Source organism: Roseovarius pacificus (assembly GCF_900142665.1).
In the GTDB taxonomy this organism is placed as follows: domain Bacteria; phylum Pseudomonadota; class Alphaproteobacteria; order Rhodobacterales; family Rhodobacteraceae; genus Roseovarius; species Roseovarius pacificus.
Genome location: NZ_FRBR01000012.1, coordinates 117,573 through 135,824 on the forward strand (window position 1 = coordinate 117,573; position 18,252 = coordinate 135,824).

Annotated in this window: 22 protein-coding genes; 15 read left to right on the forward strand and 7 right to left on the reverse strand. The window is 61.3% G+C overall.

The features are described from left to right. Positions 1-153: 153 nt before the first annotated feature. The 3 genes from BUB53_RS22825 (at position 154) to BUB53_RS17145 (ending at position 3,104) form a co-directional block, all read left to right on the forward strand. Positions 154-300, forward strand: a complete 147-nt coding sequence (locus tag BUB53_RS22825) for a hypothetical protein (RefSeq protein ID WP_159437856.1) — start codon at positions 154-156, stop codon at positions 298-300. Positions 301-414: 114 nt separating this feature from the next. After that, positions 415-2,409 carry an ATP-binding protein gene (locus BUB53_RS17140; protein ID WP_159437857.1) on the forward strand — a complete coding sequence of 665 codons (1,995 nt, stop codon included), beginning with the start codon at positions 415-417 and terminating at the stop codon, positions 2,407-2,409. Positions 2,410-2,444: 35 nt separating this feature from the next. Then, positions 2,445-3,104 (forward strand): hypothetical protein, encoded by a 660-nt coding sequence (locus tag BUB53_RS17145; protein ID WP_073036319.1) that lies wholly within the window; start codon positions 2,445-2,447, stop codon positions 3,102-3,104. Positions 3,105-3,362: 258 nt separating this feature from the next. Here BUB53_RS17145 and BUB53_RS17150 read toward each other — a convergent pair whose 3' ends face one another. The 7 genes from BUB53_RS17150 to BUB53_RS23440 form a co-directional block, all read right to left on the reverse strand. Next, positions 3,363-3,878, reverse strand: coding sequence for a helix-turn-helix transcriptional regulator (locus tag BUB53_RS17150; RefSeq protein ID WP_073036322.1), 516 nt, complete (start codon positions 3,876-3,878; stop codon positions 3,363-3,365). 175 nt (positions 3,879-4,053) lie between these two features. After that, entirely contained in the window at positions 4,054-4,449 is a 396-nt protein-coding gene (locus tag BUB53_RS17155) for a DUF2147 domain-containing protein (protein ID WP_073036324.1), read from the reverse strand. Positions 4,450-4,495: 46 nt separating this feature from the next. Beyond that, on the reverse strand, positions 4,496-5,356 hold the full coding sequence (locus tag BUB53_RS17160; protein WP_084729248.1) for a TauD/TfdA family dioxygenase: 861 nt from the start codon (positions 5,354-5,356) through the stop codon (positions 4,496-4,498). 3 nt (positions 5,357-5,359) lie between these two features. After that, positions 5,360-6,163 (reverse strand): SDR family NAD(P)-dependent oxidoreductase, encoded by an 804-nt coding sequence (locus BUB53_RS17165; protein WP_073036326.1) that lies wholly within the window; start codon positions 6,161-6,163, stop codon positions 5,360-5,362. Beyond that, positions 6,160-7,593: an AMP-binding protein gene (locus BUB53_RS17170; RefSeq protein WP_073036329.1), complete on the reverse strand. Its 1,434-nt coding sequence runs from the start codon at positions 7,591-7,593 to the stop codon at positions 6,160-6,162. Before BUB53_RS17170 ends, BUB53_RS17165 begins: the two co-directional genes overlap by 4 nt. Further along, positions 7,593-8,171, reverse strand: a complete 579-nt coding sequence (locus tag BUB53_RS17175) for a thermostable hemolysin (protein WP_073036331.1) — start codon at positions 8,169-8,171, stop codon at positions 7,593-7,595. The genes BUB53_RS17170 and BUB53_RS17175 overlap by 1 nt, the downstream gene beginning before the upstream one ends. A gap of 301 nt (positions 8,172-8,472) precedes the next feature. Next, positions 8,473-9,111 carry a 3'-5' exonuclease family protein gene (locus BUB53_RS23440; protein WP_308424316.1) on the reverse strand — a complete coding sequence of 213 codons (639 nt, stop codon included), beginning with the start codon at positions 9,109-9,111 and terminating at the stop codon, positions 8,473-8,475. 111 nt (positions 9,112-9,222) lie between these two features. On the opposite strand from BUB53_RS23440, the gene BUB53_RS22830 reads away from it, so the two are divergent. The 12 genes from BUB53_RS22830 (at position 9,223) to BUB53_RS17240 (ending at position 18,252) form a co-directional block, all read left to right on the forward strand. Next, complete coding sequence (locus BUB53_RS22830; protein WP_159437858.1) at positions 9,223-9,369, forward strand: hypothetical protein; 147 nt, start codon at positions 9,223-9,225, stop codon at positions 9,367-9,369. 78 nt (positions 9,370-9,447) lie between these two features. After that, a complete protein-coding gene (locus tag BUB53_RS17190; RefSeq protein ID WP_073036333.1) occupies positions 9,448-10,896 on the forward strand; it encodes a YfcC family protein in 1,449 nt (482 codons plus the stop codon). Positions 10,897-10,910: 14 nt separating this feature from the next. Then, the gene (locus tag BUB53_RS17195) at positions 10,911-12,140 is read left to right on the forward strand and encodes an arginine deiminase (protein WP_073036336.1); all 1,230 of its coding nucleotides are present in this window, start codon (positions 10,911-10,913) and stop codon (positions 12,138-12,140) included. Between the two features lie 11 nt (positions 12,141-12,151). Continuing rightward, the gene (gene argF / locus BUB53_RS17200) at positions 12,152-13,153 is read left to right on the forward strand and encodes an ornithine carbamoyltransferase (protein WP_073036338.1); all 1,002 of its coding nucleotides are present in this window, start codon (positions 12,152-12,154) and stop codon (positions 13,151-13,153) included. A gap of 2 nt (positions 13,154-13,155) precedes the next feature. Continuing rightward, a complete protein-coding gene (arcC, locus tag BUB53_RS17205; RefSeq protein WP_073036341.1) occupies positions 13,156-14,070 on the forward strand; it encodes a carbamate kinase in 915 nt (304 codons plus the stop codon). 14 nt (positions 14,071-14,084) lie between these two features. Then, positions 14,085-14,855: an SDR family NAD(P)-dependent oxidoreductase gene (locus tag BUB53_RS17210; RefSeq protein ID WP_073036342.1), complete on the forward strand. Its 771-nt coding sequence runs from the start codon at positions 14,085-14,087 to the stop codon at positions 14,853-14,855. Between the two features lie 28 nt (positions 14,856-14,883). Beyond that, entirely contained in the window at positions 14,884-16,290 is a 1,407-nt protein-coding gene (atpD, locus tag BUB53_RS17215; RefSeq protein ID WP_073036345.1) for a F0F1 ATP synthase subunit beta, read from the forward strand. Next, a complete protein-coding gene (locus BUB53_RS17220; protein ID WP_073036347.1) occupies positions 16,287-16,697 on the forward strand; it encodes an ATPase in 411 nt (136 codons plus the stop codon). Before atpD ends, BUB53_RS17220 begins: the two co-directional genes overlap by 4 nt. Further along, a complete protein-coding gene (locus BUB53_RS17225) occupies positions 16,694-16,990 on the forward strand; it encodes an AtpZ/AtpI family protein (RefSeq protein WP_073036399.1) in 297 nt (98 codons plus the stop codon). The genes BUB53_RS17220 and BUB53_RS17225 overlap by 4 nt, the downstream gene beginning before the upstream one ends. Continuing rightward, on the forward strand, positions 16,977-17,279 hold the full coding sequence (locus BUB53_RS17230; protein ID WP_159437859.1) for an N-ATPase subunit AtpR: 303 nt from the start codon (positions 16,977-16,979) through the stop codon (positions 17,277-17,279). Before BUB53_RS17225 ends, BUB53_RS17230 begins: the two co-directional genes overlap by 14 nt. Next, positions 17,270-17,965, forward strand: coding sequence for a F0F1 ATP synthase subunit A (locus BUB53_RS17235; RefSeq protein WP_073036351.1), 696 nt, complete (start codon positions 17,270-17,272; stop codon positions 17,963-17,965). The genes BUB53_RS17230 and BUB53_RS17235 overlap by 10 nt, the downstream gene beginning before the upstream one ends. Further along, positions 17,962-18,252, forward strand: coding sequence for a F0F1 ATP synthase subunit C (locus BUB53_RS17240; protein WP_073036354.1), 291 nt, complete (start codon positions 17,962-17,964; stop codon positions 18,250-18,252). The genes BUB53_RS17235 and BUB53_RS17240 overlap by 4 nt, the downstream gene beginning before the upstream one ends.

Sequence of the window (18,252 nt, forward strand, 5' to 3'; positions counted from 1 at the left end):
CCGGGTAGGGTGTGATAAGTTTGTGTGGCTTCAAGGGGATCATGCACTATGGCAGAGCACCTTACAGAAATGGCGTATTTTGTTGAAAAACTCGTGCTTGATCGAAGCGTAAGTTGCTGATTCAATTCTTCTGGCCAGCGGGGGAATTGAGCAATGTTGGGACCGAAGCAGGAAGCACAGGCGGCGCTGTTCTACGAGTTCTCGCTGGAAGATCACGTTCCGCAAGACCATCTTCTTCGCTCCATTGATCGGTTCGTCGACCTTGCGGACATTCGCTGTTCTTGCAGTGCATTTGTTTGACTGCGGTAAAGCGGACATTGCCCTTGGTTTAAGGATGCGGACGCAAGTGTTCCCTGCTATCAACACATGGAATACGAAGGTGGTCCCGCCATAGTGGTGTGCAAGGATAACAATATGGATGGCGAAAGAGCTCCTGGGCACGATGCCGATGCCTTAATCAAGCCGGACATGCTGGCTGTTCTCAAACGCACCAACTTGTCGATAAACGTGCAAGGCTTCCTGCTGCCCGTATTCGAGGCACTTTCAAATTCGATGGACGGAATCGAACAGCGTTTCGACGACCAAGCATCTCGCAAGGGAAAGATCCTCGTCAAATTCGAAAACCTAAATGACCCCTACAAGGTGATGATTAGCGTCACCGATAATGGCGTTGGTCTGAATGACGAAAACTACAGGTCGTTTCGGACACCTTTTAGCGGATACAAGCTCAGCAAGCGCGGACGCGGATTTGGTCGTTTCATAGCGTTCAAGGTGTTTTCGCGTATTCACTACTCCAGCAGGTTTGAAACGACTGCTGCCGAGGCGACAAAGACTTTCCGCTTTGATATTTCGCAGGACGAGGAAATCATTTTCCATGAAGGTGAACCTGACTTTCCCGGCTGCGGCTTGTGTGTCGAGCTGGATGAGCCACTGAATGATTGGTTCGATCTTATTGGCGGTTTGTCAAAGCAGGATGTAAAAGATCAAATCGGATCACACTTTCTACCGTATTTCTTGTATCGCGGGTTGCCGGAAATTCTTCTGCAATTCGACGATGAAGAACCAGAGGACATCACCAGCTACTTCAAAGCGGTCTTCGTTGAACATGCTGCGGGCCAGATCGACACTTCTATCGACGGCGCAACATGCACCCTAAACTATACGCTGACCAAGATACCCAAGACGAGACAGTTCAAGAGCCATTGCCTTCTTTTCGCCGCGGCGGATCGGATTGTTGGACACCCCCGCGACCTTTCAAACAAGCTGGGTGCCACGCATTTCGTGGACGAGGACGACAGCAAATTTATCATTGTTGCAGTCGTGCGAGGCGATGTCTTTGAAACCCGCCTGAACGACTCGCGTACCAGCTTGGACCTGCCGCCCAAGGCGATTGAAGAAATCGTGGGCGCTGTCTGTGATAAGATTCAGGACCGAGAAAAGCAGCAGATCGAAAAGATCAAAACCGGGCAGGCGCAGAAACTCAATGTCGCTTTGCACGAGAATCCGATCTTGCGCTTGGGCCTAAAGGGGCAATCGCTTTCGGAGTACGTCGCCAAGAAACCAAATCACTGGGGGCCAGAAGAGTTCGTTCAAGACCTCGCGTTGTCTCGGTATCGCAACACAGGAGATTTGCTCAAGCAGATCACTGAGGCTGCAAATGATCCAGCTTCATACGCTGAAAAAATCAAGGATTTGGCGAGCCGCATTGATGCTGGAAAGAAGGAAGCACTTGCCGAGTATGTCATCCATCGCAAGAGCATTATTGAGCTACTCGACGCGGCTCGAAAATTTGATGACACGAAGAAGCGTGGCTCTGAGGATGAGGTTCACTCTCTGATATTTCGCCGGTTCAGTGACAGTGTGGATGTTGAGTATTTCCAGCATAACCTTTGGCTGATCGACGACGCCCTTGCCTTCTTACCGTATGTGTCGAGTGATCGAACAATGCACGGTGGGGGGCGCAAAAAAGGCGACAAGGTCACGGACCTTTTGTTTTATGACGATACGATGGTTTTAGGTGACGAGGATGGCACCACTTTGACTATCGTTGAGTTTAAGAAACCGAGCCGAGACGACTACAGCTTTGGACCAGCTAAATCTGATCCGGTGACGCAGGTCATCGACACACTGGAAAAGGCAATTGCCGCTGGCGGCATTACTCGAACGGATGGAGCCCACATGTCGTTTGAGCGAGTTGCACGCCGCAGTGCCTTTATTATCGCTGATTTGACTCCGAGTTTAATTAAAGTCCTTAAACGGCACAATTTCCAAAATCCCCACGATCCTAAGATTTGGACGCAGTATTTCGACAACGGCGAAATTTTTATTCAGGCGTTTGGCTATGACACCTTGGTTTCTATGGCCAAGAAGCGAAACCAAGCCTTTAGCAAAGTTTTGCTTGATGATTGACCTCAGTGAACGCGTTCGCATCCACGACCGATACAATGCATGAAAGTTTGAAGGGTATCTCTACGAGGATTTTGGGGCTCGCAACTGATGCGTTGAAGCGGGCAAACACTGACGCCGTATATTTTGATCCGGGAATGGAGCACCGGCAATCGCTTGCGCCGTTAGCCGCCGCTCATGCGGGAGAGCTCGTTCTCAAGGCTCTAATTGCCAAGGAACATCCTCTACTCTTATTCAAGAACATCGGCGAAAAAGCCACAGATGATGAAATTGACTTGGATTGGCTTCTTAAAAACGGCCGAACACATGACTTCTCAAGGCTGCCGAGCGTGTTATGGGCCGCCTCCGGCATCAAGGTTCCGAACATGGAGAGCTATCGGCGCATTGCAGAGCTCCGAAACCAAATCCAGCACTTTGTCGATGACCGAGATTGCGATGTTCAATACGCCTGTCTTGACTTCATCTACTCAAACATTGATCCCTTGCTCAGCAAGCACTTTGGGATCGCTGCGTGCAAGTTTCATGAGGATCAATTTGATGACTATGTGATCGGATGCCTTCTTGCGCATCAGATCAGATTTACGGTGCCAAGAGACACCATGTTGACCGAGATTGACCCGAACGAATACTTACAGTCTTGTTCACACGATTACAGAAGATGGGCGTGCACAGAGCTGAAATTAGATCTACCCATCTGACAATTGACGGTTTCAAACGTGCGGCGAATGTCGGCAAAGCGGGCTGCGAATGCAGCATTCCAGGCTATGTTTGAGTGACAGCTATGGGCCGTTCGCCACGTTCGACAGGGAGGGCGGTGAGCGGTCATTGGCTACAAAAATCGAGAATGGCATCTTCGACATCTGAAGCTGTCATTGAAGATTTGAACTTTTTGGAAATCCGCTTTCGTTTGGCCATAAGTGAGCGTGGCTTCAATAAACGACAAGCGGCTGTTCAGGTTAGTGCTGCCTGTCGCCCAGCCTGACGCCGACATCCAGGAACTCGTCCATGAAAAGGCTCATCAGCTCCATGCGTGATGCGACGCCCGTCTTGCGGAAGATGTTCGATGTCTGCGCTTTGACGGTGCCTTCGGCCGTGGACCGTGCTGCGGCGATATCGGCGATGCTCAAGCCTTTCAGTATGTACATCGCGATATCACGCTCGGCCGCGGTGAGGTTCCACTCTTCGAACTTGCCGCGCACGAAACTGTCCATTTCGCCGCGCAGGAAACTAAGCGACTCGGATTGTTGCCTGTTGCGCGCTTCAAGCCAGCGCAGCTGCTGGACAAGAATGCGGATCGCCAGAACCAGAGCCACGGCCGAGAAGACCTCGAAACACAGGTGGACCGCGTCCAGAAAGCCCGGAGCGTTGTTCGCGATCACGCGTTCATAGATATCGCTGGCCACGTCGAACACAAAAAACACAACGCTGCCGATAAGGAACAGCGTCACGTATTTAAGGGTATTGGCCTGCATGGCGCCTACGTGCTGAATGGTACATATCCTTGCGGGTTGCGATGCCCATAAGAGAACAAGTGCGATCCGAAGGCAATGCCAACCTTAGCGAAGCGACGCAGCGGAAAGGCCCCCCAAAGGGGGCCTGAGACGTAGCGCCGCTTTCTTACATCAAGACGCGGATGCGGCGTTCGGGTTATTGCACCCGCGACCAGTGACCGCCGTTGCGGCAGATCATACCGCCCAGAACACAGCCGTTGACGGAAATGCGGTTTCCCGACAGCTCCAGTTTGGACATGTATTCCTTGTCGCGGTCCGGCGCATAGATCCGGCCCTCGTATTCCCCTGACTTTGCGGGTTTCAGATTCCAGACGATCTTGCGCCCCAGCGTGTCGGGCTTGATTGCTTCGCCTTTTTGATTTTCGGCACGCTCCAGCACACCGCAATAGGTATTACCGCAGGAGGCGACGCGGATATAGCCGACATCGCCGTGATCGTCCGGTGCCGTGCGCCATAGTCCTTCGATCGGGTCGGACAGCGCAGGGCTGGCTGCGAACAGGGCCACAAGGAGCAAGCTTGCGATAGGTTTCATATTTTTTCCTCCGTTAGATGTTCGGGAATGGATCGGTCGGGCCGCGTCAGAGATTGCCCATGCCGATAAAGAGTTGGCGATTGGTGTCCACGATGGCGCGGCGGCCATGCATGATCCGGGTATTGTCGAGAACGGCGATATCGCCGTCCTGCCAGTTGATCTCGTGCGTAGAGGCCTCGGCCAATTCGCGAAGCTCTTCGATCTCGTCCTGGCTGATGACATCGGCGTCGCCGAAGCGATAGCGCGGCGGGGCGTAGTTATGTGAGGGGCCAAGCACCGCGTTGGCGAAACCCTCGCCGCCCGACAGTGCGGATGCGCGCACCGGGGCCACGGTCAGGCGATAGTTTATACCGCCATCCTCCAACATGTCGAAATCCTGGTTCGGGATCGCGGCGCGAAACTCTTCGACATGGCGCGCGGTGACCTCCTCGGGGCTGGAAATGGCGGGGTGTTCGTTGGCCAGATAGCGTTTCCACAATTGCTCGGGAAGGTAGCGTTCGACGACCATGTCACGCCGCCAGCGCGCCTTTTGCGCGTCGGTCATCGCATCGAAAACGGCGCGGCCGTCGCAAATCGTGGTCTGCGATCCCTCAAAGGCGGCGACGGGGCTGTAGAAGGCGACGATATCGGGGCAAACCGGCGTATTCCCGTTTTCCGTATGAAGCCCGATCGGGCCGGTTCCGGCATCGACCTTTTGGGTGTTTTCATCGCCGTAGTCGCGCGCCGGATCGAAGGTGATTTTCCGACAAAGGGCGGTGGTCAGGGTGCTGAACGCCGTCATGTCGGGCCGAAAGCCACGCAGCAGCGTCCAGCCATCCTCGGAGAGGTTGGTGCGAATTTGCGCCACCACGGCAGGGTCGGTGACGGGCTGCGCTTCGGCGGTGGGGCGAATGATATTGTAGCTCATGGATCAAGCCTCTTTCTGTTTTGTATAGCTGTTCAGAGCGGCCTGCGCTTTGGCGCTGCCTGCCTTGTGGGTCAACGCCATGTCGATGATCGAGGGCGCGAGGACTTGCAGCAGCGCAAAGATGCGTTCGCCGGGCCCGGGATAGATCGTCTTGCGGCCCGCCATGATCCCGTCCCATGCGCGGCGGGCCACCCGGTCGGGATCGTCGAGGGCCATTCCGAAGGGTTCGACCAGATGGGCGAAACTGCCTTGCGCCGGGGTGCGTGTGGCGCGCGGTGCGACATAGGTCACCGAAATGCCGAACTCCGACAATTCGCGGCGCAGGGCATCGGAAAGACCGCGCATGGCGAATTTTGTGGCCGAATAGGCCGAGAAATAGGGAAAGGCGATCAGCCCGAACATCGAGCCGATATTGACGATCCGCCCTTGTGCCGCACAAAGCGCCGGGACAAGATCACGGGTCAGTTGCACGGCGGCGGTGAGGTTGGTGCCCACGGTGGCGGCGATCTCTGCGTCGTCAAGATCGGTGAGCCGCCCGACCGCCAGCCGTCCGGCATTGTTCACCAGCACATCCAACCGGTTTCCGGTGGCTGCAACGATGTCTGCTCGTCCCTCGGGGGTCGTGATGTCAGCGGCGACAAGTTGCAACTGCGCCTTGTCCAGCAGCGCCGCCGTGCCCTCAAGCTGTTCCTGTCTGCGACCGACCAGCACAAGATCATGGCCCGAGCGCGAAGCCTCGATGGCGAGCGCACGACCGATACCGGAACCGGCCCCGGTGATCAGGGCTTTGGGAGGGGAGGTGGTCATGCGACGCACTCCTTCATGTCGTGGGAAAGTGGAAAACAGGCAAGCATCTTGGAAAGATGCGCCAGCTGACTGCGGTCGATGCCACCGCCGGGTTTCAGAAGCCCCGCCTGCGAGGCAGGTGCAAAGCGCACCCGGCTTGGACGCGCATAAAGCGGCAGATCGGACAAAAGGGTCTCGATGTGCGCAGGCTCGACCGGGGCGGCGAGGACTGCGATGATTTCAAGCTGGTCATCCGGCGCAAGATAAAGCCCCGCAGCGGGAATGCGCGGGTCGGCGCACAGAGCGGCCTCGACCCATTCGGGATTGATGTTGCGGCCCTGCGGCGTGACGATCAGCCAATCCTTGCGGCCTTCAACGATCAGCCGGCCATCTTCGAACCGGCCCAAATCCCCGGTGCGCCACTCTCCGGTGACGGGGGGATGGCCGATATACCCCTCCATCACGGTCGGGCCGGACACGATGATTTCGCCATCGTCTATGCGGACCTCGACCCCGTCCAGAACCTGGCCCACCGTGCCGGCGCGCGTATCAAGCGGCCTATTCAGGGCCACGACCGAGCAACATTCCGACAGGCCATATCCTTCGTGGACGGGCAAGCCGTGGGCCTGGGCCTCGGCCAGAAGGGCCGGGGAGGTCCTGGCGCCGCCCACAGCGATCAGACGCAGGCTGTCGGGGGCCTGTGTCGCGGTTGTCCTGAGTTCCGAGACCAGGCGCGACAGGAGCGCCGGAACAAGGATGGTCGTCGTCGGACGTGCCGAGGCCATGGCCGCCACTATGGGCGCCATCGGACCGCCGAAAAGCGCAGCGAGCGCCTCGGGGCAGAAATGAACCTCGGCCCCGGCCAGAAGAGGAAGATAGAGACCCGCCACCTGCTCGAGCAACTGCGCCACGGGCAGAAGGGAGAGGTGAATATCCTCGCTGCCGGGGGCAATAGCCTTTTCAATACCGGCGAGTGCGGCCGCCATTTGTCTTTCGCCGATCAGCACACCCTTGGGGGCGCCGGATGACCCCGAGGTGAAGATGATCCGCCGCGCGTCGGCGACGGGCGGATCAAGCAGCGCCGTCAGCGGCGGACAGGCCTCCGGCGGACACAGACCCAGCGTCATCACAGGCGCTTCACAGGCGCCGATGACTGTGTCGACGGCAGCCGCTTCGACAAGATGAGCCTGTTGGGATCGCGAAAAGAATGGCGGGACATGAACCGATACATGGCCGCTATAGGTCACGGCGAGATCGGCCAAGGCGGCCTCCAGCGGGTCGCTTGTGCTGATTGCGACGACCCGCGCAGGTCCAGCCAGTGTTTTTGCATTGTGCGCAAGAAAGGCCGCAAGGCTGCGATAGGCGATGCATCTTGTGCCGGAGCGCAGAGCGATTTTCTCCGGGTTCTGAGACGCATGCCGCGAAAGGGAGCTGAAAACACGGTCGGTCATCAGGCCGTCTCGGCTGTGGGTATCGGGGCGTCCGTCGCTTGAACCGGGTCGCGAAAGGCGCAGACCCATGGATCATGGTCATAGTAATCACCCCATTGCGCAGGGTCCTGCACCCGGCTGGCTTGGGCGGGGGCAAGCATAAGAGGCGTGATCCGCGCGCGTTGGATCAGGCGCCGGACCTCGGTTGTGGCGGTGAAGATGCCCCAGCCGATCCCACGCTCGCGTCCCCATTGGAATACGGCGCGCAAGGTGGGATAGGCCGCGAAGGGCGAGGTGCAGGCCAAGCCACCGACCTCGAGGATGGCCTCAGAGGGGACGTTCAGGCCGGTCCGCCCGGCGAGCAGTTGGCTGATGGGGGCGTCGAGATATTGTTGCGAAAAGAATCCTTCGGAGTGGCAGGATATGCTGGTGGCGCAGGCCACGTCCCCAGCACGGGTCGTTGTGATTACGAGACGCGAGGGCCGTGTCCGATTGTCGGCGGAAAAGGCCTGTTTATAGCTGCGAACGATATGCAGCACGGCGGCGTCAAACAGGGGTTGGGTTGCCGGGTCACCATCTTCGGCAATTGTGGTTTGCATGTCATGTCTCCACAAACGGGAGGCTGCTCGTGCCTCGTTTGTTGGACATGTTCCCCGTCAGGCTGTGGAAATCCATTGGACTGAAGTCGGAATGACGACATGAACCCGGTTATAAGACAAAGGTTTATGAGTGTCCGACTTGCCTGATTACGGTTACGCTGCCGCAGCCCGCAAAGCTGGCATGACATCTGGAAACACTTTTTGGTCAAATGGAAGCTGGCTTGGCTCATGCGGGAACCGGTCGGTTCGATGACGTTGCAACGCGGCGTTACCTGACGCGATGAATGGCTGGTATAGGCCGTCACCTCCCACGTTCGATTGAGACCTCATAGTCAAACTTTCCAATGGCGTGGATCATAACTTTATCACCAGCTCGCGCGTCATTCTGCGTGAAGAATTCGCGCACCCACCCGCGTTTTCTGAAAAGTTTCTTCTTACCATCCAGATCGGTCACCGTCGGGTTGCTTGATCCCCAGCGAACGGTGAGCGAGCGGGGTGCGGCGGTGGACGCGTTCGCGCCGCCTATGCAATCTGCGGGAAAGGCGGACCAGATATCGCGCAGATAGAAATGATTGTTGTTGATGTTGCCTTGTGTAAGCACAGTATGGCCGATCAGCTTTCTTGCCTGTGCTTGGTCATTCGCCTCTGGAGAGGCTCCGCCGGGTTTTGCAGCCTCAGAGAGTGAAGGCGTTGCTTCTGGATAATCCTCAATCACATCGAAAGTCTCTCTGGTGGGTGCGCTACTGTCTGGTATTCGAGACTTCGCGCCTTCGGCATGCAGGACCTCTTCGCCGGCGTCGTGGTGGTCAAAAGACAGTCTAAGGTGGCCCTTCAGCGAAGCAAGCCCATGGCCTCCATTGCCTTTCAATTCCGGCCATGCCCTGCGGGCGACGGTGACGCTGTCCTGCCAGTGCCAGGCGGGTTCGGGGCGGTTCGCCACATTAACCGCGGTAAATGCATTGAAGGGGGGAATCGGATCAGCTGCGGAACGTCAGGGCTTTACACGGCGCGAGCTGGGGCCCGGCTGTCATTCTCGGCGGGAGAACCACAGATGACCGACCAGGACAAGGAAAACCGGACCGCAGGATCTGCCGGAACGATACCCCCGATAGATTTGCCCGAAACCGGCAGCGGTCGTGAACGTCATGTCGATATGCCCGGCCCGAAACAGGAAAACATCGAGATCATGGCTCGCTGAGCCGTTGAATGCGCCCGAGCGCGGTGACCGGACCGGTCGTCGTAATGCCGTGCGCGAGGATGCCGGAAGGAGATACCAATGACCGATCAATCGACGCCGCCGACCGATCCGGCGCAAGAGCTTTCGTCCCGATTTCCGTCGGCCTACACGATTCTGTTCCTTCTGATCGTGCTGGTCGCGGCGCTGACCTGGATCGTTCCGGCAGGCCAGTACGACCGGGCCATGAACGAGGAGGTCGGCCGCGAAGTGGCCGTCGCCGGCACCTATCAGCAGGTCGACTCGAACCCGCAGGGCTTCGTTGACGTGATGCTGGCGCCGATTGCGGGGTTCTACGATCCCGACAGCTATGCGGCGAACGCGATCGACGTGGCGCTTTTCATCCTGTTCCTGGGCGGGTTTCTCGGCGTGGTGAATGCCACCGGCGCGATCGATACAGGGATCAAAACGGCGATGTCCGCGATGAAGGGGCACGAGATCTGGATGATCCCGATCATGATGTGCCTTTTCGCGCTGGGGGGCACGACCTATGGCATGGCCGAAGAGACGCTGGCCTTCTACGCGATCCTGATCCCGGTCATGATCGCCGCGGGTTATGACGCGGTGACGGGGGTTGCGATCATTCTGGTCGGGGCGGGGATCGGCGTGCTCGGCTCGACGATCAACCCTTTCGCCACCGTCATCGCCTCGAACGCGGCGAGCATCCCTTTCACCGAGGGCATGATCCTGCGCCTGGTGATCCTGCTGGGCGGGCTGGCGATTTGCGCGGCCTATGTCATGCGCTATGCGCACCGGGTCAAGGCCGATCCTGCCCGCTCGGTCGTGGCGAAACAGGCCGAAGCGCACCGGAAATTCTTTCTGAAGGACGCGACCGGAGAAAAGACCGAGGCGGTGCTGAGCGGCACGCAGAAGATCGTCCTGGTAATCTTTGCCGTCACCTTCGCGGTGATGATCTGGGGTGTTTCCAGCCAGGGCTGGTGGATGGCGCGGATGGGCGCGCTGTTCTTCGGCGCGGCCATCGTCATCGGGGTGGTGGCGCGGCAGGGCGAAAAGCAACTGACCGGCAATTTCGTGGACGGCGCGCGCGACCTACTGGGCGTTGCGCTGGTCGTGGGGCTGGCACGCGGCATCGTCGTGATCATGGAGCAGGGGCTGATCGCCGACACGATCCTGCACGGCGCCGAACAGTCGCTTGCCGGGCTTGGCGACCTGGCCTTCATCAACCTGATGTTCTGGATTGAGATCGGCATGAGCTTTTTCGTCCCGTCCTCGTCCGGTCTTGCGGTGCTGTCGATGCCGATCCTGGCGCCGCTTGCCGATTTCGCCGGCGTCGGCCGCGATCTGGTGGTCACGGCCTACCAGTCGGCGAACGGGCTGGTGAACCTGATCAACCCGACCTTCGCAGTGGTCATCGGTGGGCTTGCCATCGGGCGGGTGTCGTATGACCGCTGGATCGTCTTCATCTGGCCGCTGATGTTGATCCTGCTGGTGTTCATCTCGGTCGTGCTGAGCGTCGGTGCGCTGTTCTGAGAGAGAGGTTCGACATGACTGGTTACCAACTTGGGGTCCATTCCGAAAGCGGTATGCTGCGGCAGGTGATCATCTGCCGCCCCGGGCTGGCGCATCGGCGCCTGACCCCGGACAATTGCGAGGAACTGCTGTTCGACGACGTGTTCTGGGTCAAGCAGGCGCAGAAGGATCACGACGCCTTTGCCGAAGCGATGCGCGGCGAGGGTGTCGAGGTGCTGGAAACCGGCGCGATGCTGGCCGAGGTGCTGGAAATCCCCGAGGCCCGCGAATGGGTCCTCGATAACCGCATATCGGCCAGCCACGTCGGCATCGGGATGCGGCAGGAGCTGCGGGACTGGATGGATGCCCTGCCGGGGGCGGCGCTGTCGGACTACCTGATCGGTGGGCTGACGGTCGGCGACCTGCCGTTCGAGACGGCGGGCATGTTCGGCAGCTACCTGGGCCATCACGGCTTCATCCTGCCGCCGCTGCCGAATTTCCTGTTCACCCGCGACAACTCGGCCTGGATATATGGCGGCGTCACGCTGAACCCGATGTATTGGCAGGCGCGGCGCCCGGAAACCCTGCTCACCGCGGCGATCTACCGCTTCCACCCGAATTTCGCGGGCAGGGCCGAGGTGATCTGGGGCGATCCGTTGGCCGATCATGGGCTTGCCACGCTCGAAGGCGGCGACCAGATGCCGGTTGGCAACGGCCTGGTCCTGATCGGTATGGGCGAGCGGACCTCGCCGCAGGCGGTGGGGCTGCTGGCGCAGGCGCTGTTCGATCAGGGCCGGGCCGAGCGGGTCATCGCCTGCCAGATGCCCAAGGCGCGGTCGGCCATGCATCTCGATACGGTCTTTACCTTCTGCGGCGGCGATATCGTGACCAGTTTCAAGGAGGTCGCCGACGAGATGACCTGCTATGACCTGCATCCGGGCGAGGGAGGCAGGCCACTCGACATGCGTCACGATCCCCGTCCGATGTTCGATGTCGTGGCCGAAGCGATGGGATTCAAACGGCTGAATATCGTGGCCACCGGCGGCAGCGATCCATTCGAACAATCGCGCGAACAGTGGAACGACGGCAACAACGTGCTGGCGCTGCGCCCCGGGCTGGTCATGGGCTATGACCGCAACGACGACACCAACGCTGCGCTTCGCGCCGAGGGTATCGAGGTGATCGAATTGCCCGGCGCCGAGCTGGGGCGCGGGCGCGGCGGCAGCCGCTGCATGTCCTGCCCCACGATCCGCGACCCGGTCTGAGGAGGTACCGTATGGCTTACAATCTGAAAAACCGTCATTTCCTGACCCTGCGCGATTTCACCCCGCAGGAAATCGCCTTTCTGCTGAAGCTCGCCGCCGACCTGAAGGCCGCCAAGTATGCCGGCACCGAGGTGCCCATGCTCAGGGGCAAGGAAATCGCGCTGATCTTCGAAAAGGACAGCACCCGCACCCGCGTCGGATTCGAGGTTGCGGCCCACGATCAGGGCGCGACCGTCACCTATCTGGGCCCCTCGGGCAACCACATGGGCCATAAGGAGACTGTCAAGGACACCGCCCGCGTGCTGGGCCGCGTCTATGACGCGATCGAGTATCGCGGCTTCGGGCAGGAGGTGGTGCAGACTCTGGCCGAATGGTCTGGCGTGCCAGTCTATAATGGGCTGACGGACGAGTTCCATCCGACCCAGATCCTTGCCGATTTCCTGACCATGCAGGAACATTCGGAAAAACCCCTGCGCGAGGTCGCTTATTGCTTCATGGGGGATGCAGGCAACAACATGGGCGACAGCCTGCTTGTCGGCGGTGCCAAAATGGGCATGGACGTGCGGCTTTGCGCGCCGGAAAGCCTGTGGCCAAAGGCGGAAATCCGCGCCGAGGCGCAGGAGATCGCGGCGGAAACCGGCGCGCGGATCACCCTGACGCAGGACGTGGAGGAGGCCGTGGAGAGTGTCGATTTCATCTATACCGATGTCTGGGTGTCGATGGGCGAGGGAAAGGAGAAATGGGCCGGGCGCATTGACCTTCTCAAACCCTACCAGGTGACGGCGCAGGTCATGGCAAAGACCGGCAATCCGCGCACGAAGTTCATGCATTGCCTGCCCGCCTTCCATAATGCCGATACCGCCGTCGGCAGGGAGATAAAGGAACAGTTCGGCCTCGACGCGATGGAGGTGACCGAAGAGGTGTTTGAAAGCCCCGCCTCGATCGTCTTCGACCAGGCCGAGAACCGGATGCACACGATCAAGGCGGTTCTTGTCGCCACGCTGGGGGGCTGAGGATGCTTGTCGTGGCCGCGCTTGGCGGAAATGCGCTGCTGAAACGGGGCGATCCCCTGACCGCCGAAAATCAGCGCGCCAATGTCCGCCATGCGGCCGACGCGCTGGCCCGCATCGTCCGGGCGGGGCACCGGCTGGTCGTCACCCACGGGAACGGCCCGCAGGTGGGGCTGCTGGCGCTTCAGGGTGCCGCCTACAAGCCCGACGAGGCCTATCCGCTGGACGTGCTGGGGGCCGAGACCGGCGGCATGATCGGCTACATGATCGAACAGGAGCTGGAGAATGCGCTGGATCACGCGCACCCGGTCGCCACGCTGCTGACGCAGGTCATCGTGGATGGGCGCGACCCGGCCTTCCGCAAGCCGACGAAGTTCATCGGTCCGGTTTATGACCGCGACGAGGCCGAGGCCCGCGCGCGGGCCGCCGGCTGGACCATCGCGCAGGATGGCGACAAGTGGCGGCGCGTCGTGCCCTCGCCTGCGCCGCAGGAGATCCCCGATATCCGCGTGTTGCGGCTTTTACTGGACCAGGGGGTGATCGTGATCTGCACCGGCGGCGGCGGCATTCCCGTGCTGCGCCGGGCCGATGGCAGCCTGACCGGCATCGAGGCGGTGATCGACAAGGACGCGGCCAGCGCCCTTCTGGCGCGGGAACTGGGGGCCGACGCCCTGCTGCTGCTGACGGATGTCGATGCGGTCTATCGCGGTTTCGGCACCGAGGACGAGGCGGCAATCGGGGTGCTGACCCCCGAAGAGGCCCGCGCGCTGGATTTGCCCGCCGGCTCCATGGGGCCCAAGGTCACGGCGGCGGCGGATTTCGCCAGTCGGGATGGGATGGCCGGGATCGGGCGGCTGGACCAGGCCACCGATATACTGGACAATCGCGCCGGCACCCGCGTAACCGCCGACGCCCGTTGAGGAAAGGAAAGACCATGCCACGCCTGAAGGACAAGATCGCACTTATCACCGGAGGGGCCGCCGGGATTGGCCTTGAAACCGCAAGGCTTTTCTTGAAGGAGGGCGCGCGCGTGGCGCTTGTCGACCTGCGCGAAGAGGATTTGAACAAGGCCGCCGAAAGCCTTGGGGACAAGGCCGATGTGCTGACCGTGGCCGCCGACGTGTCCTCCCCCGAGGATGCCGCGCGCTACGTCCGCGAGACCGTGGAGCGTTTCGGCCGCATCGACATCTTCTTCAACAATGCCGGGATCGAGGGCAAGGTTGCCCCGCTGGTCGAGCAGAAGATCGAGGATTTCGACCGCGTCATCGCCGTCAACGTGCGCGGTCCCTTCCTTGGACTCCAGAACGTGCTGCCGGTGATGATGGAACAGAAATCGGGCAGCATCATCAACACGTCCTCGATCGCCGGACTGAAGGGCAGCCCCGATCTTGCCCCCTATATCACCTCGAAACACGCCGTGGTGGGCCTGACGCGCGCCGCGGCAATCGAAGCGGCGCGAGCCAACGTGCGGGTCAACTCGGTCCATCCCTCGCCGGTGAACACCCGCATGATGCGCTCGCTCGAAGAGGGGTTCAGCCCCGGCCACGGGACCGAGGTAAAGGACCAGTTGACCACGACCATTCCGCTGGGGCGCTATGGCGAAAGTGCCGATATCGCCAATCTCGTCCTTTTCCTCGCCTCCGACGACTCGGCCTTCATCACCGGCGCGCAATACCCGGTGGATGGGGGCATGGCCGCGACATGACGGAGACACGTCGCTCAGTGGATCGCCCATGCAGGACGTAGCGCCGGATACGGACGCCCCGGATGCCGGGCAGGCCAGCGGGTCGATCGTTGCGATCCGCGGCGGGATCGTGGACGTGGCCTTTGCCGGCCACGTTCCGCGCATCGACAGCCTTGTCCTTGCCGGCGGTGTGCCAATGGAGGTCGCCTCGGTGGTGGGCGACGGCACCGTGCGCTGCATCGCGCTGGGCAGTGTCGGCGGGCTGGCGCTGGGCACCCCGGTTACCGATACCGGCGCCGAAATCATGGTTCCGGTGGGCGAGGCGGTGCTTGGCCGGATGCTCGACATGTTCGGCGCGCCCCTCGATGGCCTGCCCGCGCCCGAGGCCGAGGACCACCGCCAGATTCACGCGGCACCCCCGCATCTGTCCGACCGGGTGCTGCGCGCCAGTGTGCTTGAGACCGGGATCAAGGCGATCGACCTGCTTTCGCCCATCGAGCGCGGCGGCAAGACCGGGCTTTTCGGCGGCGCGGGCGTGGGCAAGACGGTTCTGCTGAGCGAACTGATCCACAATACGGTCGAGCATCACCACGGCGTCAGCCTGTTCTGCGGCATCGGCGAACGCTCGCGCGAGGCCGAGGAACTCTGGCGCGAGATGGGCGAGGCGGGCGTGCGCGACAGGATGGTGATGCTGTTCGGCCAGATGAACGAGGCGCCGGGCGTGCGATTTCTCGTCGGCAAGTCCGCCCTGACGATGGCCGAGTATTTCCGCGATACGCGCGGGCAGGACGTGCTGGTGCTGATCGACAACATCTTCCGCTTCGTGCAGGCGGGGTCAGAACTGTCCGGGCTGCTGGGCCGGATGCCCAGCCGCGTGGGATACCAGCCGACGCTGGCGACCGAACTGGCGGAGCTGGAGGAGCGCATCGCCTCGACCCGCAGGGGCGCGATCACCTCGATCCAGGCGGTCTATGTTCCGGCCGACGATTTTACCGACCCTGCGGCGGCGCATATCTTTTCGCATCTCTCGGCCTCGGTCGTGCTGTCGCGCAAGCGTGCGAGCGAGGGGCTGTACCCGGCGGTCGATCCGCTGGCCTCGGCCTCGGTCATGCTGACGCCGAACGTGGTGGGGCAGCGCCATTACGACATCGCCCGCGCGGTGCGCCGGACGCTCGCGGAATACGAGGATCTGCGCGACATCATCGCCATGCTGGGGATCGAGGAACTGTCGGCGCATGACCGCGCCGTCGTCGCCCGCGCCCGGCGGCTGGAGCGGTTCCTGACCCAGCCCTTCTTTACCGTCGGTGCCGCGGCCGGGACGACGGGCAGGCTGGTTCCTATCGCCGAAACGCTGGATGGCTGCGAGGCGATCCTCTCTGAGACCCGCTTCGACCGCCCCGAAAGCGCCTATTACATGATCGGCGGACTGAAAGAGCTTGCGGAGGTCACGGCATGAGCATGGCGCCCGATATGCAGGTCTATCTGCGCCTGCCCTCGAAGTTGCTGTTCGAAGGTGCTGCCGCGCGCCTGCGGGCCGAGGCCGAGGATGGCGCCTTTGGCATTCTGCCCAACCATGTCGATTTCGTCACGGCCCTTGTGCCCTCGGTCGTCCTGTTGACGCAGCCGGACGGGCGGGAGCGGTTCTTCGGCATCGACGAGGGGCTGCTGGTCAAGAAGGGGCATACCGTGGAGATCGCCGCGCGGCGCGGGATCGAAAGTGCCGATCTCGACAGCCTGCGCGACCGCGTGGCCAGCAGTTTTGCCCGACTCGAGGATGAGGAACGCGTGGCGCGCGCCGCGCTTTCGCGGCTCGAGGCCGACATGGTGCGTCGCTTTGCCAGCCTGAGAAAGATGCCGCCATGAGCGACGAGGACGACCGTTCCGCCAGCGAGATCGGCCGTCGTGCAGGCCGGATGAAGGCGGCGCGCGACAATCCCGGCCCCAGCCCGCTGCGCGGCTTCGGCACGTTCGGTATGATCGGATGGTCCGTCGCCGTGCCGACGGTGGGCGGTGCACTGCTGGGGTTGTGGCTGGACCGGGTGGTGCCGCAGGCGTTTTCCTGGACGCTGGCGCTTTTGCTTGGTGGTGTGGTCCTGGGTGCGTTCATCGCCTGGGGCTGGATTCGAAAGGAAGGAGATGGAAATGATCGTTCTTGACTGGACATTGCTGGTGCCCGGCCTGCTGGCCGGGGCCGCGGCGGCGGGCCTGTTCCTGGCCGGTCTGGCGGCCGGCATCCGGCTTGCCCTGCGCCGGGCGCGGCCCGCGCCGATGCTGTTTCTCAGCGCCGCGCTGCGCATTGCCGCGGTGCTCGGGCTGGGCTGGTGGATCGCGGGGCTGGGGGCGCAGGCGCTGGCCGGGTTCGCGCTGGGCTTTGTCATGATGCGAACGCTGGTTCTGGCGGTGGTGCGTTCTGCAGATGCGCGCGGGGCGCCGTCATGCAACTGACGCCCGACGACACGATCCTCGTTACCGTCTTCGGCATCGGGCTGAATGCCACGATCGTCAACACCTGGATCATCATGGCGCTGCTTACCGGGGTGTCGGCCCTGATCACCCGCAACCTGCGCCCGGACGTGCCGCCGAACCGCTGGCGCACCGCGCTCGAGGTCATGGTGGGCGGGATCGTCGGCCAGATTTCCGAGGTGACGCAGCGGCGCGATCCGCGCATCCTCTATTTCGTGGGCACGCTGTTCCTGTTCATCGTGACCGCGAACCTGCTGACGGTGGTGCCCGGCTTCGACACGCCGACCGCGTCGCTGTCGACAACGGCGGCGCTGGCGATCTCGGTTCTGGTGGCTGTGCCGGTCTTCGGGATCGGCAGCCGCGGCCTTGGCGGTTATCTGAAAACCTATGTCGAGCCTTCGGTCGTCATGCTGCCCTTCAACGTCATAAGCGAGGTGTCGCGCGGCATATCGCTGGCCATCCGGCTTTACGGCAACATCATGAGCGGTGCCGTGATCGCCGCCATCCTGCTGTCCATCGCGCCGTTCTTCTTTCCGGTCGTCATGGATATGCTGGGCCTGCTGACCGGCGTCATCCAGGCCTATATTTTCGCCATCCTTGCAACCGTCTACATTGCCACGGCCACGGCTGCACCCGATGCCCACCAGGACAAAAAGGACATGTCATGAGCGACCTCTCCATCATCGCCTTCATCTCGATCTTCACCGCCGGGCTAACCGTGTCCTTCGGCGCCCTGGGGCCTGCCCTGGGCGAAGGGCGCGCCGCCGCGACCGCGCTCAGCGCCATCGCACAGCAGCCCGATGCCGCCCCGACCCTGTCGCGGACGCTGTTCGTCAGCCTTGCCATGATCGAATCGACGGCGATCTACTGTTTCGTCGTCGCCATGATCCTGATCTTCGCCAACCCGTTCTGGAACGCTGCGCTCGAAGCGGCGACGCAAGGGGCAGGGGGCTGA

Excerpts from the sequence above, each read along its gene's own strand:
- BUB53_RS22825 (WP_159437856.1), top strand. The coding sequence starts at position 154 with ATGTTGGGACCGAAGCAGGAAGCACAGGCGGCGCTGTTCTACGAGTTC.
- BUB53_RS17140 (WP_159437857.1), top strand. The coding sequence starts at position 415 with ATGGATGGCGAAAGAGCTCCTGGGCACGATGCCGATGCCTTAATCAAG.
- BUB53_RS17145 (WP_073036319.1), top strand. The coding sequence starts at position 2,445 with ATGCATGAAAGTTTGAAGGGTATCTCTACGAGGATTTTGGGGCTCGCA.
- BUB53_RS17150 (WP_073036322.1), bottom strand. The coding sequence starts at position 3,878 with ATGCAGGCCAATACCCTTAAATACGTGACGCTGTTCCTTATCGGCAGC.
- BUB53_RS17155 (WP_073036324.1), bottom strand. The coding sequence starts at position 4,449 with ATGAAACCTATCGCAAGCTTGCTCCTTGTGGCCCTGTTCGCAGCCAGC.
- BUB53_RS17160 (WP_084729248.1), bottom strand. The coding sequence starts at position 5,356 with ATGAGCTACAATATCATTCGCCCCACCGCCGAAGCGCAGCCCGTCACC.
- BUB53_RS17165 (WP_073036326.1), bottom strand. The coding sequence starts at position 6,163 with ATGACCACCTCCCCTCCCAAAGCCCTGATCACCGGGGCCGGTTCCGGT.
- BUB53_RS17170 (WP_073036329.1), bottom strand. The coding sequence starts at position 7,593 with ATGACCGACCGTGTTTTCAGCTCCCTTTCGCGGCATGCGTCTCAGAAC.
- BUB53_RS17175 (WP_073036331.1), bottom strand. The coding sequence starts at position 8,171 with ATGCAAACCACAATTGCCGAAGATGGTGACCCGGCAACCCAACCCCTG.
- BUB53_RS22830 (WP_159437858.1), top strand. The coding sequence starts at position 9,223 with ATGACCGACCAGGACAAGGAAAACCGGACCGCAGGATCTGCCGGAACG.
- BUB53_RS17190 (WP_073036333.1), top strand. The coding sequence starts at position 9,448 with ATGACCGATCAATCGACGCCGCCGACCGATCCGGCGCAAGAGCTTTCG.
- BUB53_RS17195 (WP_073036336.1), top strand. The coding sequence starts at position 10,911 with ATGACTGGTTACCAACTTGGGGTCCATTCCGAAAGCGGTATGCTGCGG.
- argF (WP_073036338.1), top strand. The coding sequence starts at position 12,152 with ATGGCTTACAATCTGAAAAACCGTCATTTCCTGACCCTGCGCGATTTC.
- arcC (WP_073036341.1), top strand. The coding sequence starts at position 13,156 with ATGCTTGTCGTGGCCGCGCTTGGCGGAAATGCGCTGCTGAAACGGGGC.
- BUB53_RS17210 (WP_073036342.1), top strand. The coding sequence starts at position 14,085 with ATGCCACGCCTGAAGGACAAGATCGCACTTATCACCGGAGGGGCCGCC.
- atpD (WP_073036345.1), top strand. The coding sequence starts at position 14,884 with ATGCAGGACGTAGCGCCGGATACGGACGCCCCGGATGCCGGGCAGGCC.
- BUB53_RS17220 (WP_073036347.1), top strand. The coding sequence starts at position 16,287 with ATGAGCATGGCGCCCGATATGCAGGTCTATCTGCGCCTGCCCTCGAAG.
- BUB53_RS17225 (WP_073036399.1), top strand. The coding sequence starts at position 16,694 with ATGAGCGACGAGGACGACCGTTCCGCCAGCGAGATCGGCCGTCGTGCA.
- BUB53_RS17230 (WP_159437859.1), top strand. The coding sequence starts at position 16,977 with ATGATCGTTCTTGACTGGACATTGCTGGTGCCCGGCCTGCTGGCCGGG.
- BUB53_RS17235 (WP_073036351.1), top strand. The coding sequence starts at position 17,270 with ATGCAACTGACGCCCGACGACACGATCCTCGTTACCGTCTTCGGCATC.
- BUB53_RS17240 (WP_073036354.1), top strand. The coding sequence starts at position 17,962 with ATGAGCGACCTCTCCATCATCGCCTTCATCTCGATCTTCACCGCCGGG.